Here is an 18,661-nt window from a genome sequence, read left to right as displayed (position 1 = left end):
TTCAAATTTATTATTAGTTTAATTAAATAAACGATCAATTATTCGATAACTTTTACATTAACTTATTAATTTAAATGGTGATTATTTATGGCAAATACAACAGGCATGTTACCTGCAAATGGACATCGTATTCAAGGTAGGTCAAGCGAGTCATTTTTGAATGCTCATGACATTATTATGGAATTAGGCCTTAAGGGCAATGAAGTTTTTATGGATGCAGGATGTGGTGATGGGCATGCTGCACTTGAAGCTGTAGAGATTTTAGATGATGATGCTATAATCTATGGCGTGGATATCTATGAACCTTCCATTGAAGACCTTCAAAAGGCAGCTGATGAAAAGGGTTATGATAATCTAATTCCAATTTGTGCAGATATTCCAGATCATATTGACTTGGATGATGATGTAGTTGACATTATTCTATTGATTAATGTATGGCATGGATTCAAGGCAACCAGAAGAATGGATGAAGCTATTGAAGAGCTTAAAAGAATTCTCAAACCTGGTGGAAAAATAGCTATCATGGATTATAAGAAACAGGAAGCTAAACATGGTCCTCCTATTACTGTAAGAAGCAGTCCTGAAGACTTGGAAGAAGTCTTTAAGGAACATGGAATGAGTTTGTTCTCTTTAAATCCTGATTGCGGTGAGGACATTCCTCAAGGAAAATCCCATTATTTGATTGTTTTCCAAAAATAATGGCATAATTTTCCTTTTTATTTTTTTTAATTTTTTAATTATTTTTTATAATTCTTCTTTTATTATTCTTTTTTTATTATTTTATCTTATTCTATTTGGTCATTTTTTAAAATTATCGTTATGAAAAATATTATATATTGAAAAACAATAAAGATAATACTATTGATAAAATTTAATTAAATTGATTTTAATTTGAATAATCGATTTGTAGGGAGGTGTATAAATAAAAGACAAAGTTAAATGGATATCATTTAGCTTATTATTAATTTTTCTGATTACTGTTCCTTCAATTAATGCAGAAACTATTGATGATAATATTCTTAATGAAGATTTAGCTTATGAAGACAGTTTTGATTTAGAGATAGATGATTTGGATTTTATAACTGAATCTCCTATCATTTCTAGTTCAGATTCAACTCTTAAGGACTCTAATTCTCTCCAGAATTCAGATGAATCTTCACAGGATTTGATTAGCAGAATAGAAAATGCAAACAATGGCGATACAATCCTGCTTGAACCTGGCACATATAAGGTTCATGGAATCAACATCACCAAAAACATTTCTCTGCAAGGCAATGGAGACCCACGTGAAGTCATTATCGATGGTGAAGGATTATCATCAATATTTTTCATTCAAGACATTGGCATAACTGCAAAGTTTAATAACTTAACCATTATGAATGGGAAAACATATAATTTCGGTGGTGGAATCTGCATTGAAACAGGTAATACTTATGTTGACAATTGCATTTTCATTAATAACACTGCATTGAATGTCACTAATGGAGGAGCTATTTCAAATTATGGAAATGATACAGATAGAAGTTACTTATTTGTAAATAATTCTTTATTCATAGGCAATCATGCAGATCATGATGGTGGTGCAGTAACTACCTGTTATGCAAGTTCAGACATTTATAATTCTGTATTCATAAATAATTCTGCTCGTCGTGATGGTGGAGCTATCCGTGTGAGCATTTTTGGATATGGTAATGTTCAAGATTGTATTTTTATGTATAATCATGCAGATGAGTGGGCTGGTGCCTATTACAGTTGGGCTGGAAACTCAAGTCTTGACAGATGCATCTTTATCAACAATACAGCAGGAACCAATGGCGGTGCTGTAATGGTTTCCGGAAATCTCAACCTCACAAATTCGATTATTTTAAATAATACAGCTGGTAAAACTGGAGGGTCATTCTATATCCAACAGCCAATGTTCAATGCTACAACAGTCATAAACGTGCATGATAACATCATAACAAATAATTCCTCTCCTTTAGGAAAAGAGGTATTTGTTAAATGGCCTGATGCAAAGTATTTGTTCCCTAAGTTTGATGATAACAATTGGGGAGATGAAGACCCAACCGATTCCTCTATTTTGGATCCTAATAATGTTTCAAAAAGGATAAAACCAACTAGAACTAATCAAAATATGGGCTTATTTGACCTATTGGACTTTTCATTGCTCAACAGATACTCTGATGTTTTGCAGGATTATTATGGCAGGGATTATGATGATCATTTCAAACGTTTCAATTCAAGTGATAGCGGATTGAAATTTGATGATAAAAACGATGCAGATAATTCCAATAGAAAAACAAATAATGGAGCAGATTTGAAGGATTCATTCAACAACCAATCAAATGGTGCATCCAGTAACTTATTGAACAATCAATCAAAAGCCACATTAAGCAAATCAGCTATTGAATCAGATGAAGTGAATTCCACATTTGTTAGTGAGAATTCCAATAATAAGAAAATGGTTGAATTATTTGAAGACAATCCTATTAGTCAAAAATCTTTTGATATCCGATACATATTAGTTTTCATTATTGTTTTGCTAATATTTGCATTTGGATTATTGAGAAAAAGAGATAGGTCAAATTAATTTAAATTTTTATTTTTTATTTTTTTTTAGTCTTAATGACTAAATTTTTTTATTTTCTATTTTTAATTATTTTATTATTTTATTATTTTTACTATTCTCACTATTTTCATTATTTTTACAATTTTTATTTTAAAAACAGGATAGTTAAACAAATAGTTATTCTAACGAAGTAATTATTTAAAGCTTGATAAAAAAAGAAAAAAAATAAAAAATAATAGATATTTTTTATTTATATTAAATTTTAAACGATTATTGCTATTTAAACTGGAATCTCGCTTTTTGGAACATCATATTTGTAGACAACAGAGTAAAGTCTATCCACTATGTTTATCAAGGAACCAACAGATATTTCAATTTTATTATCGGAGTCTAAATAATTCTCCTTATCAAAACTGAATCTTCCAGTCCCATTAATTACATAGAAATGAACCTCTGTTTCCTTATCAGTACCATTATTTAATGTAGCGTAAATGTCAAAACTTGCAAGATTTGTATCAAGTTCTCCGTCCTTTTTAAAATTAATCACGTAAGTTCCAGGAGTTTCTGATTCGAGTGTTTCAAATTTGATTTCGCTTGTCTTTATTCTTGGGCACATTGTTCCAACACCAGTGATTCCAGTATCGTTATCCCATGTCCTAAGGCTGTTTACACCGTACCAGTTAGGGCCGATTCTTAGCCTTAGGTTTTCATCCTCAGCACCAGGCCCATAGATTCCAAATGGATTTGCACTCATTTCACCAAGAATCATCATGCTTGGTCCTTCTGCATTTCTGTAAATTGCATTGCTGGTAACGATAGGCTCTATTGCATCTTCTGCTAAGTCATAGCCTGCATTGAATCTAATTCCTTCAAGTGAATTGTCTGCAATTAGATTGCTTGTAATGACTATTCCAGTACTGTAATTGGAATCAAGTGAGATTCCTATATAGTTATTGCTGATATTGTTACTGTCAATTGTAATGTTTACTGCAGAATTGTTAAGGAATATTCCGTATCCTCTTGGACCTTCTGGAACATCCATAATGTACCATCCAATGTTATCGATGATTTGATTGTTTCTGATTTCTGTATTGGTTGATCCATATCCATATGTGATTCCATAATTGCTTAAGCTGATTTCATTGTCTTTGATGGATAAATTGTTTGAATATTCATTGTATAAACCGCTTTCAAATGATTTGATGTGGTTATTTTTAACTACAATATTTGAACTGTTTAGGATCTTTATTCCAATTCCAGGCAACAAAGTGCTTCCATTATTATAATCATTGATTTTGGATTGGTTTAATGAATTGACAATGCTATTGTTCAATATATTGATGTCTTTAGAGCCATTGATCAATATTCCATCAGATTCCTTAGGATTGATTATAAAGCTTGAAATATTGACATTATTTGAGTTTATGCTGAATACTGTGCTGTCTGATGCTCCATTCAGTATAGTTCCAACCTCAGATTTAATGTTCAATTCCTTATTGACATTCAATTTGATATTGTTATAATTTTCTCCTAAGAATTCAATGGTATCATCATTGTTTGAATTGTCAATGATCTTTTGGATTTCAGCATTAGGAAGGCCATTATCAACATATTTTGTATTGACCGCATCTTTGATAGTGATTATATTGCTAAGGCTGATTGCCTTATTAAGAGTGTTTCCCAAGAATTTGCTGATTATTTGATAGGTTCCTGGATTTGCAATATTCACATTAATCCTTGCCATACCATTGGAATCTGTAATAGCAGTATAGTTTTCAGAATCCAATTCAAAGCTTATTTTTTCACCAGACAATCCTTTTCCTGCATAGTCACTTAAATATACAGAATATTCTCCATCTGTATTATTGGAATATGTTCTGTCATAAGCGATAAGCTGAGGAGTTCCCCTTTCCACTGTAATCTTATTGGTTTTTGAAATAGCTTTATATTGGCTTGTTTTAGGAGAACTGATCTTTAAAGTGTATACTTTATCTCCAGTCAAGTTAATCTTTATTTTAGCTATTCCCTTGCTGTTTGTCTTTACAGTGTATGTTTTTGAGTTAAGGGTGAATTTGACTTTCTTATTTGCAATTGCCTTATTGTTCTGGTCCTTTAAGGTAATGCTATAATATGCATCTGCCTTTGGAGTGTATTTCTTGTTTGAACTGATTATCTTTTGGTTCAAACTGGTTATTGTTATCTTATTTGTTTTTGAAATAGCCTTGTACTGTTTTGTCTTTGGAGACTTTATCACTACCTTATATGCTTTTTTCTTGGAATACTTGATTTTGATTTTCACTATTCCATTTTTATTGGTTTTCTTATTGTATGTTTTTGTTCCGATTTTTACAGTGATTTTCTTATTGGCTATTGCAATATTGTTTTGATCCTTTAATGTAATGCTATAGTAATTCACTGTTTTTGGAGCATATTTTACATTTTTGCTGACTATTTTTTGCTTTAATACTTTAATTGTTATCTTGTTTGTTTTTGTTACAGCCTTATACTTGTTTGTTTTTGCAGATTTTATAGTGATCTTATAGGTTTTCTTCTTAGCCAATTTGATTTTTACTTTAGCTATTCCCTTGCTGTTTGTCTTTACAGTGTATGTTTTTTTGTTAATTGTTACTTTGACGTTTTTATTTGCAATTGCCTTATTGTTTTGGTCCTTTAAGGTAAAGGTGTAGTAACTGACTTTATTTGGAGCAAAGGATTTGTTTGAGCTGATTATTTTTTGGCCAGTTCTTTTAACTGCAATGCTTGCTTTTGCACTGCTTACATTGTATTCATCATCTCCATTGAAGCTTACAGTTATAGTGTAAGTTTTTTCAGTGGATAGCTTAATTGGAATGCTCACTTTTCCATTAGCATCTGTAGTTCTTGTGTATGTGTTTCCATTTAAGCTAATCTTGATTGTTTTGCCTGCTAATGGGTTTCCATATTCATCTCTTATTGTAGCTGTAAAGCTTGCTCCAGAGTTTGGATAAGTGTTCATGTTGGAAACGGTTATTTTAGTGTTTATGCTATCTTTAGGAAGCTGGTCATCAGCTATATTGAAATTAGCATGAGGGTCAACAGTTGTCTTTCCAACAAGTCCAGGGAATACTGCAAGCAATACGTTTCCGCTTTCAAGATAATCTTTCTCACTAAAGCTGACTGTTGCAACACCATTTTTCATTAAAACGGTTTTAAAAATGTCTCCTTCTTGAGGTAGGGATTCGGTATTGTTTTTATTCAAGTAGAAGGTAACATAAATTGAACTTAAATCTGTTGCAACATTTCCTTTTGCATCTGTTATGGACACTTGATAGGTTCCCTTTTTGACTTGGGTGATTTCGCTTATTTGCAGGTTGCGGTTTTCATCATTCCAAGCGATATTAGGAGCTTTATAGAGGGTAGCTCCGCAGATGGTTTCATCTATAAGATATGCATATACTAAGTATACCGCGGTTTTGTCAATATCAAAGTTTCCATTTCCTTCACCAACAAATATGTATGTGTCGGTTCCGCTATCATAGTTAAATGATCCTTCAGGGGATGATTTGAATTCAATATGGTATACAGTTCTTTCAGTATGGCCCATGAAATAGTTGTTGTTGACCACTTCTAGCTTTTCAGCCCCATTCTGCCAGCCCATGTTTCTTGTACGGTAGTCATTTAAAACACCATATTGGCCGTTTTGTCTAAATAAATTTCCTAATATCTCTATTTTTGTTATATTGCAGTTTACATAGACTCCAGCACCGCTTCCATCTTTTTGGTTAAATGCTATGAAGTTATTCAATATGTAAATGTAATCTGCTGTAGTTATGCTTATTCCTCTACCTTGGTTATAGGTAATGTTGTTTGTATCAATTGTTGTGTTTTTTGTGCTGCCAGAGATATTGATACCTGTTTTGGTATTGTTTGTGATATTATTGTTCCTTATGATTGTTTTAGTGCTGTCTACAATGTTTATTCCAATATTTGAGTCCTTTATAATGGAATCTGTAATCTGTGTATTTGTAGCGTTTGCCAGTCTTATTCCGTCTGCAATTTCAGTGCTTATTGAACAATTGACTATTTGAACATTGCTTGCTCCTTTAATATAGATTCCATAGTCGTTTTCTCTGGAATATTGATCATTTCCCAATAATTCGAATCCTTTTATTACAGTTCCACTTGCTTCAGGGCTTATGTAGAATATTCCATGTGCACCAGACCCATCAGTATTTGATGGGCAAGGGCTCATTGTAGTTCCCACTTCGCTGATTATTGTTAATTTCTTATTGACTATAAAATGGCAGTGAACATATGCAGTTCCTGTGATGATTATTGTATCACCATCCTTTGCATTGTTTATTGCAGTTTGGATAGTCGGATTTGACATTTGGTTATATGCTTTCCCGTCTACATAGGATGTGGATTGTAGATTATCTGTTGCTGTATTTGAGCTTTTTAAGATTTCCTCTCCACCACCATTATCTGAAATGCTTTCATCATCTATTGCATTTTCTTGGCTTATGTAATTTTGATTATCAATATCTTTATTATCGATAATCTCTAAATTTTCATCTAAACTATCGCTTATATTAACCTCTTCAAAATCCTCTGCAGAGACTATACTTATGTTAATCAATGCAATTATTAAAAATAAAGAAATTAATATTATATTCTTTCTTTTCATTCTCTTTCCCTACTTTATTTGATTAAAAAACTAATATTATGATTTATAAATATCTTGCTTTTTTTAATTTATTTGATAATATTTTTAATTATATAACTATCTATATGAATGTATGTGCATTTCATTTTTATAAATTTTTTCTTAATTTAATTAACAATTGTTATAATTTTCGAAATTGTTTCTGCTTTAATTATCAGATAAGATCTATTAAAAAGAGTCATTAATTTTTGGATGTATTAAAAAATAAAAAGAGAAAAGTAATAATATTACTTTTCAAAATCAGTTAATTTATTTTACAGTAAATACAGCTTTTTTACTAATTGCTTTGTAGGTGTTGTCACCTGCAAATTTAGCAACAGCAGTGAATTTACCTTTTTTAGCAACTTTAACTTTAATGGTAGCTACACCTTTAGCGTTGGTTTTAGCGCTGAATGTTTTACCATTTACTTTAATGGTGATTTTTTTGCCGCTAATAGCTTTACCTTTGGAATCTTTAAGAGTGAATTTTACGCTTTTAGCTTTTTTCACTTTTAAAGTAGCTTTAGCAAAAGTAGCTTTGGTAGCTTGTACATTGACTTTAATGTTTTTAGCTGCTACAACTGCATTGTTTTTATCATTACCTAAGTAAGATACAGCAATTTGGTAGTTTCCTTTGGTTGCAACATTGATGCTAAGTTTTGCTTTACCGTTTTCATCAGTTTTAACGGTAGTGGTTTTTCCATTAAAGTAGAAGGTTACGCTTTCACCAGCTAATGCTTTACCAGTGGAATCTTTTAAGGTAATTGTGTAGTATTTAGCAATTTTTGCAGTTGCAGTCATTGCACTTGCAGTAATGGTTGGAGTAGTTTTAACTGCAGTACTTGCAAAGTTAATGCTGGTTTCTGCTGCTTTGAGTTCTTCATCTCCAGCAAATGCAAGAGCAATTACACCATCTTCAGCTACATCAATGGTTAAAAGACCATCTGCGTCAGTTTCACCGGTTTGAGTTGCTCCACCGTTGATGGAGTAGCTAATTTCTTTTCCAGCTTGTGCTACACCGTTTACATCTACCAATTCAATGGTTACTTTTTTGGTTGCAGTTGAAATGTCTTTAATGATTATGGAAGTAGCTACTGGATCAGCTGCAGGGAAAACAGGGTTAGTTTCACTACCCCAATCAGCATACCATACAGTTACAGGAGTTACGCCGTCTGCAATAGTGTTTCCACTAATGTTAATAGGTGCATATGGGCTTAATTGTCCTTGGTTACTTAAAATATACATGAAGGTAATGGTTGCTGGGTTAGCACCTTCAGCTACGGTTAAAGTGTTTCCAGTGATGTTAATGTCACCGATAGCACTTGGGTATCCGTGTGCAGTGTTACCTGATTCAGCTTTCATGAAGATGGATCCTTCAGTAGCTTCAATAGTGTTGTCTGCAATGACATATCCGTTTGCTGCTTTTTGGGTACTAATTACTGGTAAATCTTTAAAGATTGTGTTTCCACTTGCATCTTTACACCATCCACATCTAGTGAATGTGTTGTTTGCAATTACACATCCTTGGGTGGAAGCTCCACCGAAGTAGATAGCGTAACAGTTTTCGATGAAAGTGTTTCCAGTCATTATGTTGTTACCGGAGTTACTTGCAATGGAAATACCGTCAAGAACTTGTCCTTCAAAGGTACAATCTTTTACTGTGATATCGTGGGAACCCATAAGGTTAATTGCTTTGGTACCGTATTCTTTTGTTCCTCCATTGGTTACTTTTTCAGAAGAACCGTTGAAGTATGAATTTGAAATGGTACAGAATGCTGCTCCTCTACCGTAAACACCGCTACCCCAATCGAGGAATTTACAGTTGTTTACAGTACCGTTTTCAATAGCTAATTGGATAGCATAACCTGAAACTTGTTGACCGTATGTTTTTTTACCGTCAGTGTTTACGAAAGTGATTCCGTCAAATCCGGTTCCAGCTATATTTGCAATGAAAAGTGCACCAGATCCACCTTGGGAAGCACCGCTTGCTTTAATGACCACATTGGTACCTTTTACGGTAACTTTTTTAGTTATGTTGAAAATTTTTCCGTCTGCTACATTATAAACTTGGTCTACACCTAAGTCTACTTCTCCTCCGTCTTCAGCATCATCGATTAAAGTTTGTATATCATCACCGGTTTTTTCTTCACCGTCTGTTAATACAACATCATCGGTAGCTGCAACTTCGTCTATTCCTGCATCAGTTATAACATCATCTACAGCTACATCATCTGCTGCGGATACTGCGGAAAGAGAAATTGCCACTATGAATACTGCAAGAAGAGATAAGATTATCTTTCTATTCATATTTTTTCTCCTTATTTTTCCTTTTTAAAAAGAAAATAATTTAGTAATATTGCACTAATATCATGTTTTTTCATTTTCAATTTTTTAAGAAATAACATAGATATTTGTATTTGCAAAAATTTTTTTGCTTAGTTTTAAACTTTACATAGTTTTTGCAAATAAAATATTTTCATATTAGTATGTATATTTATTGTCGATATGTAATATATAGTTTATCGTTATTTTTTTATTTATTATTTATTTATATTTGGTCTTTAATTCTGATAAATATTAATTATTTTATTAAAAAAAGTTATTTTATTACATATTTTCTAATTTATTCTTAATATATTTGTTTTTAACACTTTTTAAAGAATTTTAATGAATTAAATATGATTTCTTATTGATATTGACTTTATAATTTCTTATTAGATTTTTACTAAATTTTTAATTTTTACATAATCATTTTTTCAATTTTTTAGCTATTTATGAATTTTATTAATATTCGATGAATTTATACTTTTTAAATTTAGCATTTGCTTGATTTTTAGAAACTTATTTATATTTTAAATAATAAATAACTGTTCATAATCAATTTATATTTCGAAATTTGCAAGTAATAAAAAAGTTATTATTTACATTTCAATTTTAAAATTTTTCTTGATATTTTAATGATATGAATATTGATTCAGTATCTGACAGTTAAATTTAAAAATAGATTAATATTATTCAGTTAATATTGCTAAGTTTTTGTGGGAGGTGAAATGTATTAGGAAAAGAATATTAATGATTTTATTAATCTTAATATTCTTCACAAGTCTTGGATCTGCAGTTGCAGTTGAAGATAATGATTTGTCTTATTTATCTGATTTGTCTGTAGATGTTTCATCAGATTCTATCAGTTCTCAAGATGATGTGATTGATAGTGCTATTTTGGATAATTCCATTAAGGATGAATCCAATATAGATGATTTGGATGATTCCATTGTAGAGATTTCAGATGTGTCTGGAAATTCAAGTAATAAGAAATCCAAGGATATCTTAAGTTCAACTGACGATTCTAGCAAAATCAATAATGATGTTTTATTAACCCAATCTGACAGTTCTGCTTCTTTATTGAAAAGTCCACAAACCATTATAATCAAAGATGCAAGTTACTATGACAGTTCCATCAATGAATATATTCAAGATCTTATCAATAATGCAACAGCTGGAAGCACTATCAAGTTTACAGGTTCCTCCTATGAAAATATCTATTTGAAGATTTCAAAACCTTTAAACATTATAAGTAAATCCGGTACAGTAATAAAAAACATCTTCAACATTCCAGTATTTACTATATTGCCTGGAGGGTCTGGAACAAACATCAGTGGCTTTACCACTAATTTGGTTGGTTCCTTTGTAGATGCAAGTGATGTTTCAGGAATTAGAATCTCTGGAAATAAAATATCTACAAAACGGAATGGGATAGTTTTTGATGGTGTTTATGATTCTTCTATAAGCGGCAATGTCTTTTCAAGCTTTAAAATTGCAATGGATATTTCCAAATCTGGTGGAATAGCTATTTCCAAGAATAATATTACACCAATTCATGGAAATAATATTGGAATCAATTTAAAGGACATTATCAGCAAAAAGGGAATCAGCATACTAAACAACAACATAATTTCCAATGATAGGCGTGTAGAAGGCACTGCAATATACTTCGGAAAGGATGCTTGCAACGTATTGGTGAAAGGAAATACAATAAGAAAATGGTATACTGCTATTGATTTCCCTTACTCAGTCAATAATGTGACAATTATAAACAACACAATCAGCGACAATGGTGATGGTGTTATCATACAAGGTTGGATCAATGACTTTACCTTTAACAAGAATCTTGTAACCGGCAACAGTCGAGTGGGAGTCTTGTTTGATTATGATTTCATGGGAACCAAGGGCAATTTCACTTTGGAAAACAATTTCTTCTCATATAATGGCGTATTGGATTTGCAAAATAAAGGAGATAAAGCTGTAAGCATTGGAAAGAACTTTGCAAAGAATAGGTGTTATAGGGTTGGAATGAAATATGGATTCAACATTCGCTCTCGCCAAAGCGGAAGCAAATATTATTTCTCAGTTGTTGACAGGTACGGCAATGCTGTTTCTGGATTGCCTAATTTTTCAGCTGTTCTAACTGTTAATGGTCGTTCCTACACAGTTAATTTCATCAATTCTGTTGCGTATTTGGATATTGGTTCCGGTGCTGGAGGCAAGGGAAGCTCAAGTTCCTCTCTTAATGTAGGGGAAGATAATAGGCAATTCAACCAGTGGGGTCAATTTGACCAAGTGGATTCTGAAGAAATGGATTATTATGAAAGTTTCTATAATGAATTGTTGAAAGCTTTGAGTTCCAATTCAAAAAGCAATTCAAATGCAGATTCTCAAAATAATCCAAGTCATGCTAATTCCCAAAACCAATCAGGTTCCGGTGATTCTGGACTATCTTCAGGGGATTATTCAATCAATTCCAATGGGGCCTTATCTGGAAGCTCAGGCAGTGCAGGTGTTTCTGCATCATCCTCAGCAGGCCCATCACCAAGTTCCGATGTCCCTGAAAGTGCGTCTGCCAAAACATTATCCATTGATGATGAAACATTCAGAGTTATTGGTGTTGGTGGATTAGTTCTTTTAATAATACTTGTCATAGGATTATACTACCGTGAAGATATTATGGAAATGATGAAAGAATAGTTCAAGCTTGTAAAAAGCTTTGAACACCTTTATTTTTTTATTTTTTAATCTTTTTTACTTTTTTTTAATTTTTAGTTTTTTTAAATTTTTTACTTTTTTTAAAATATTTTATTTATTCTAGCTTTTTTTAATATTTTTCAGATCTTTCTATTTTTTGGGTATTTTTAAAATTTTTAATTTTATAATCCTCTTCGATTAACTAAAATTTATATATCGATTTAAATATATTTAATACTAATTATACTAACAAATAGGGTAGAGAAATCATGAAAATAAATTTTAATAGATTATTATTATCAATATCATTAATTTTCATTCTAATTTTAAGTTTGGGATTAGTTTCTGCTTCAAATAATTCTAATGATTTAATCGATATAAATTATGATGACAATACAATAGTTGAAAATTCTGAAATTTCTGATTCAGATTTGTGTGCGGTTTATACTTCTGAAATTGCACATTCTGGGTCTGTGTCTGATTCAGATTTGCAGAATGAGGGCTTAAATGATGAAATAAGTTCAAATCATCATTCTGAAGATATGCTCACTTCAGATAGTGGGACTGATTTTACAGACATTCAAAATCTAATTGATCAAGCCAATGAAAATGATACAGTTATTCTCAAGGGACTTTATTCAGGTGATTCTAAAATAATCATCAACAAGACTCTAAATATTGTTGGAGATGGTTCTGGTGCCACACTTGACGCTAAGTTCTTAACTCAAATATTGGATATAAGGTCTCCAAATGTATTGATTAAAAACATCAGATTTGCTAATTCCTATGGCATGTCAGTTTCAATCAATGCTGGAGATGTAACCATTGATAATTGTATCTTTGAAAACTCAATAAATGGGGAATTAGGCTCTGCATTAAGTTGCTTTGGAGATAATGCTAAAATCCTAAACACAGAATTCTTAAACAATATAGCTAATAAGTCCAGCTGTCACCATACTGACGGTCCAGCAATTTACTTAATAGCCAACAATGCGGTAATAGACAATTGCACTTTCATAAACAATACAGGTTACAATTATGAAACTGCATCTTCAGGAGGGGCTATTTGGTTGAAAGGATCCAATAATTCCCTCTCAAATTCAATTTTCATCAACAATTCAGCAATATCAAAATTTGCATGGACATTGCATGGTGAAGAGCAAACATTTTTGGCTGATGGATTAGGGGGAGCTATTCATTGGGTTGGAAACAATGGAATGATTGATAATTGCAGTTTCATTAATTGCATAGCACATACATACGGTGGAGCAATCTACTTGAAGGCGGTTAATAATTTCTCAATAAACAACTCCAAATTTATCAATAATTATGCCGTTGGAGACGGAGGAGCAATTTATTTAGGTCAAAATGTTTTCAATATGGAAATAAGCAACTGCGAGTTTGAAGAAAATGTCGCTTTAGGATTAAGAGGGGTCCTTATGCAAAATGATGCTTATGGGGGAGCTATTTTTGCAAGCAAATTCGTTGAAAACATGTCTGTCTTCAATTCCAGTTTCTTAAAGAATTATGGAAATGCTTCCATTTATTATTTAGGTTCCAATCTTCAAGTGTCTGCTTCCATACTGGAAAGACCTAAGTTGATTATAGAAAATGAAACCTTGGAAAAATTCCTTGACGCGATAAAGGATTCAACTTTGGAAGAATGCAATTTGGAAATCAATAATTTCACTTTATACTCTGCATCCGGCACCTTATTTGAAGCTATTGTATTTGGGGATGGAAGTATAGACAATAACAATTGGGGATTCAATATAAGCAATCCTGATGAGTTTATCCAATTGAAACTAATCAAGTCCAATGGGCAGTATATCTCCCCTACTTTCTGGATAAATATGATCATTAAGGAATCTGATTCTCAAGGCAATGGGTCTGCAGTTCCTAATGTAACAATTACAAGAAATAAGACTGCGTTGGTTTCTAAGGATATGACAACTACAACAGTTTACAGCAGGGATGGAAAGATCGGTAAGTACTTCACATTCAGATTAACAGATTCCAATTCCAAAGCTTTATCAAATAAGAGGATTATCATTAACTTCAATGGCAAGGAGTACTATAGGACAACTGATAAAAACGGTTATGTTAAATTGCAAATCAATTTGGCTAAAAAGGGAAATTATGCTATTGTAGCCTGTTTCTTAGGGGATAATGATTATGAGGCATCATTTAAATCATGCAAGATTAAGGTTAATCCGGTTAAAGCCAAATTGAAAGTCTCAAATAAGAAATTCAAGCTCAAAGCAAAGAAAAAGACTTTAACTGCCAAATTCCTAAGTCCAAAGGGAAAGGCAATTAAAGGCAAAAAAATAAGCTTTAGGATCAATGGAAAAACTTACACAGCAAAAACCAATTCAAAAGGAATCGCTACTGTGAAAGTTAAATTGAATAAAAGGAAAAGCTATAAATTCACTGCCAAATTTGCAGGAGACAATACCTTTAAAGCAATTAGCGTAAAGGGAAAAGTAGTTGTGAAATAAATTTTCCCAATTTCTTTTCCATTTCCTTTCCATTTCCTTTTCATTTTCTTTTTCATTTTCTTTTTCATTTTTTTATTTTAATAAGTGCAAATTCATTATCAAATCCTTTCTTTTTTTCATTTTTTCTCTTAAATTCCCATATCGATATGTTTATATAATCACATTTAAAAATATATTATTAATTAAACTAAAATGTGATATGCTATGATGGATTTGATTTTTGAATATCTAATTGTTTTTATTTTATTATTCGTTACCAATATTGCCTTTTTAGTTAAAAAGTACGATTTTAATAAAAATAAATTTATTCTATTTGCCTTGATTTATGGTGCGATAGTATTTGTTTTATCATTCATATCTTCCTCCTTAAACTTAGGGGGGTATGTGGTTCCATTCATGCCATATGTTTTAGGATTAGTTAGCTTATTGGTTCTAATACTTGCAATACGCTTTGTTAGCTTTGGCAGGAATCAGGGCATTGAAAATGATAAGATTGTGTTCTATGGAACTGTTTTATCTTCATTAATATCAATTGTTGCATTGTCATTATGCTTAAAATCAGATAATCTAGTTTTAAATTCATTGGAATTAGCTATTTTATCCATTATAGTCATGCTTTTGGTTTATAAAATTTCTAAAATATTCAACAAGGCTAAAAGACCATATTATGCTGTAATCGGCGAATATATGTTTTTGGAATTTTTATTCCTGTTGATTTTGGCTTTGACTTTTAGTTCTGTTAGAGAATTAGATTACTCGATCTTCAAGTCTTTTCTAATCCTAACCCCTACTTACCAAGTGATGTATGCAATAATCGTTATTCTCATTATCCTTGTTTTAGGTGTTTTATATAGTGATTGGATTTTAAAAAGGCTAAAACGGAAATAATAGCATCTTATTGTTTCCAATCAAGATTTCAAATTTAAAATTTTAAAGAAATTTTTCAAAAAACATATTCAAAATTATTTAATTTTTTAATTATTTAATTAATTAATTTATTATTTACTAATAATTGGTGGGAAGAATGATACTTCAAGGTACAGGAATTTTAACTTCATTTATACATATAATCTCAGAAAGTTTGCTTGCACCTGTTGTAATTATTTTAGTTATTTTCCTTGTTTATGCAATCTTAAGCTTAGGAGGATTTTTAAATGAATGGTTTACCAAGAAGCCATTGAAATCCGACGCTTTGGAATCATTGTTGCAGGATGTATCAAAATCAACTAATCCTGATGAATTGAAGGAGGTTATTGATTCAAGTGCATTGTATAAGGAACAAAAGGACGTTCTTGTAAAAATAACTAATAATTATAATTTAGGTCCAGATGCAAGAAAGGCATTTGCAAGCAAATTGATTGAAGAGGAAGAGAGCAATTTGCTTAAGCTCACTTCAAAAACAGATATTTTAGTAAGATTAGGCCCTATTTTCGGTTTGCTTGGTACTTTAATACCATTAGGGCCAGGACTTTCTGCTTTGGGTACTGGTGACATCACTACCTTGGCACAATCCTTGACAATTGCTTTTGACACTACAGTTACAGGTTTGACCATTGGGGCTATAGGATATGTCATTTCCAAATATAGGAAGCAATGGTACGAAAGCGACTTGACCACTACTGAAACTGTTGCAGAGGCAATTCTAGAGAAATTAAATGGATTCTAAAAGGATTATGGGCAGTGAAAATTGGCAGTGAAACTGGTGATAATATGTTAAGAAAAAGAAAACGCTTTAGTGATGATGATGAAGATCCTATGACTGGTATTTCAAACCTTTCAGATGCAATGCTTGTATTGGCGTTAGGATTTTTGATATTTGCCATTATGGCTCTTCAAGTCAATCCTGATATGATGGCTAAGACACATGAATCACAGGCAAAGCAAGCCACTTCTCAAGTGAGCACTGGGGAAGACTTCACAAGCAATGCAAGTGCAGGATCTTCTCTTGAGCAATCAGGTTATGCCGAAGTCGGAAAGGTCTATAGGGATCCTGATACCGGTAAGCTGGTAATGGTTCAGGAGTGACGATTGATTTTATAAATTATATCTTAATGGTTATTTTTATGATCATTTTCTATTTTTTAATTTTATTTTTTATTTCCAATTCTTATTCTTTTTTCTCATTATATTTTTCTTCATCATTTTTTCTTATTTTTAATAATATTTTTCTCAATTTTTTTAATAATTTATCATGATTTATCATGATTTGTATCATAAGATTTTCTTCGATGAAATTATTTTTTTTTAATATTTTTTGCATCGTTTTATAAATAGTGTTCATGTTGGGTTATTTTCCTTTCTTTTTACTGTATGTAGAATTTTATTCGGTTAACTATTAAATTTTATTAAATTTTTTTCGACTTTTTTCATCGTTGTGTTAATGGTTAATTTTTCAATTTTTTTCGTATGTTAAAAAAATTCTTAAATTTCAATGATATGAAAGTTAACTCTGTTATCTAAAAAACTGTTATAACTCTTTTTCATTGTTTTAAAACGATTATTTGGAGTTATTTTAATTTGTCATGGTTTATCAATAAGAATATATTTTTATATCGAATTAAATTCCTTATTTTTTATTTAGAAAATATGTGGCTAATTTTTTATTTTTTGCTCTGATTAATCAATAAAAATTTTTAAATTTTAAATATTGTTCAATTTTTTTTCGATTTTTTATCGTTATGAATGTAATTTCTCTTTGTAAAAATGAACATTCTCACTATATAAATCTTTTTATTTAACTTTAATAGCAAAGTCTTTTTATAGGTATGATAAATAATTATAATTAATGCTCTCTTTATGTAAGGTTTGACATGAACCTCGAGAGTATTGATTATTATATGGGATAATTTAAAAAAGAGGTTGAGATATATGAGTTTTAAAAGTCCTGCAGATACTGCAAAAGCAATTGCATCTGCAGCTACCGCAAAAGGTGAAATGCCTATCTTAAAACTTGCTGTTTTAGGTTTCTTAGCAGGTGCTTACATTGCATTCGGTGGATTACTTGCAGAAGTAGCAAACACTGGTGCAGTAGCTGGTGGCGTACCAATAGGTATTTCTAAATTAATCTTCGGGGGAGTGTTCCCTGTAGGTTTAATTATGGTTGTTATCTGTGGATCTGAATTATTCACTGGTGACGTAATGTTTATGACTATGGGTCTTTTAGATGGTAAAACTGATATTATGGGATTACTCAAAAACTGGGTTGGATCTTGGGTATTCAACTTAGTCGGTGGTCTCTTTGTTGCTTACGTACTTGCTTACTTAACTGGTATTATGGTACCTGAAGCATTCGCTGGCGGTGCAATTACCATTGCTAACACCAAAGCTTTAGGTGGAGCAACCTTTATGGCAGCTGGAAAATCAACTGCTTCTTTAACTTGGGTACAATGTTTCCTTAGAGGTATTGGTTGTAACTGGTTAGTATGTTTAGCAGTATACTTAGCTAACGCAGCTGATGATGTAGTAGGTAAATTCTTCGGTATTTGGTTCCCAATCATGGCGTTTGTATGTATTGGATTTGAGCACAGTGTCGCAAACATGTTCTTCATCCCATTAGGTATCTTCTTAGGTGCTGAAGTAACCTGGGCACAATTCTTCATCAACAACTTAATACCTGTAACCTTAGGTAACATCGTTGGTGCTGCAGTATTTGTAGCATGTGCATACTGGTTCGTATACTTACGTGACTAAATGTACAAAATCAGTTTGGATCTAATATTCTATTAGTCAAACACAAAGGATTTTTATAAATCCCTAAATTTGTATTTACTTATTGAAATATTTGAGCGAAACCTATTTAATTCAAATATCAATAAGTATTTACATAATTTATTAAAGTTTTTAGAAATTTTTCATTAAAAATTTCATTTGAATGAAAATCATACTTATATA

The 18,661-nt window shown here is 31.5% G+C and carries 10 protein-coding genes; 8 read left to right on the top strand and 2 right to left on the bottom strand.

Going from position 1 to position 18,661, the window contains the following annotated elements:
• Positions 1-87: 87 nt before the first annotated feature.
• The gene (locus ACJMLB_RS08365; protein WP_405325299.1) at positions 88-699 is read left to right on the top strand and encodes a class I SAM-dependent methyltransferase; all 612 of its coding nucleotides are present in this window, start codon (positions 88-90) and stop codon (positions 697-699) included.
• A gap of 370 nt (positions 700-1,069) precedes the next feature.
• A complete protein-coding gene (locus ACJMLB_RS08360; RefSeq protein WP_405325296.1) occupies positions 1,070-2,590 on the top strand; it encodes a hypothetical protein in 1,521 nt (506 codons plus the stop codon).
• Between the two features lie 259 nt (positions 2,591-2,849).
• Here the strand turns inward: ACJMLB_RS08360 and ACJMLB_RS08355 are convergent, their stop codons facing one another.
• Positions 2,850-7,235 carry an Ig-like domain-containing protein gene (locus tag ACJMLB_RS08355; RefSeq protein ID WP_405325293.1) on the bottom strand — a complete coding sequence of 1,462 codons (4,386 nt, stop codon included), beginning with the start codon at positions 7,233-7,235 and terminating at the stop codon, positions 2,850-2,852.
• A gap of 288 nt (positions 7,236-7,523) precedes the next feature.
• A complete protein-coding gene (locus tag ACJMLB_RS08350; RefSeq protein WP_405325291.1) occupies positions 7,524-9,560 on the bottom strand; it encodes a right-handed parallel beta-helix repeat-containing protein in 2,037 nt (678 codons plus the stop codon).
• A gap of 765 nt (positions 9,561-10,325) precedes the next feature.
• Here ACJMLB_RS08350 and ACJMLB_RS08345 point away from each other — a divergent pair.
• From ACJMLB_RS08345 to ACJMLB_RS08320, 6 genes are all read left to right on the top strand, one after another.
• The gene (locus ACJMLB_RS08345; RefSeq protein ID WP_405325288.1) at positions 10,326-12,275 is read left to right on the top strand and encodes a right-handed parallel beta-helix repeat-containing protein; all 1,950 of its coding nucleotides are present in this window, start codon (positions 10,326-10,328) and stop codon (positions 12,273-12,275) included.
• Positions 12,276-12,541: 266 nt separating this feature from the next.
• Positions 12,542-14,770: a hypothetical protein gene (locus ACJMLB_RS08340; protein WP_405325285.1), complete on the top strand. Its 2,229-nt coding sequence runs from the start codon at positions 12,542-12,544 to the stop codon at positions 14,768-14,770.
• Positions 14,771-15,154: 384 nt separating this feature from the next.
• Positions 15,155-15,658 (top strand): hypothetical protein, encoded by a 504-nt coding sequence (locus ACJMLB_RS08335; protein ID WP_405325282.1) that lies wholly within the window; start codon positions 15,155-15,157, stop codon positions 15,656-15,658.
• Between the two features lie 136 nt (positions 15,659-15,794).
• Entirely contained in the window at positions 15,795-16,436 is a 642-nt protein-coding gene (locus ACJMLB_RS08330; RefSeq protein ID WP_405325279.1) for a MotA/TolQ/ExbB proton channel family protein, read from the top strand.
• Between the two features lie 44 nt (positions 16,437-16,480).
• Positions 16,481-16,795, top strand: a complete 315-nt coding sequence (locus tag ACJMLB_RS08325; protein ID WP_405325276.1) for a DUF2149 domain-containing protein — start codon at positions 16,481-16,483, stop codon at positions 16,793-16,795.
• Between the two features lie 843 nt (positions 16,796-17,638).
• Positions 17,639-18,460: a formate/nitrite transporter family protein gene (locus tag ACJMLB_RS08320; RefSeq protein ID WP_296855920.1), complete on the top strand. Its 822-nt coding sequence runs from the start codon at positions 17,639-17,641 to the stop codon at positions 18,458-18,460.
• The last annotated feature ends 201 nt before the right edge of the window (positions 18,461-18,661 follow it).

The organism is Methanobrevibacter sp., assembly GCF_045114555.1.
GTDB lineage: Archaea > Methanobacteriota > Methanobacteria > Methanobacteriales > Methanobacteriaceae > Methanobrevibacter.
Note: the sequence above shows the minus strand (reverse complement) of the source record. Positions and strands in the feature narration are given on the sequence as shown.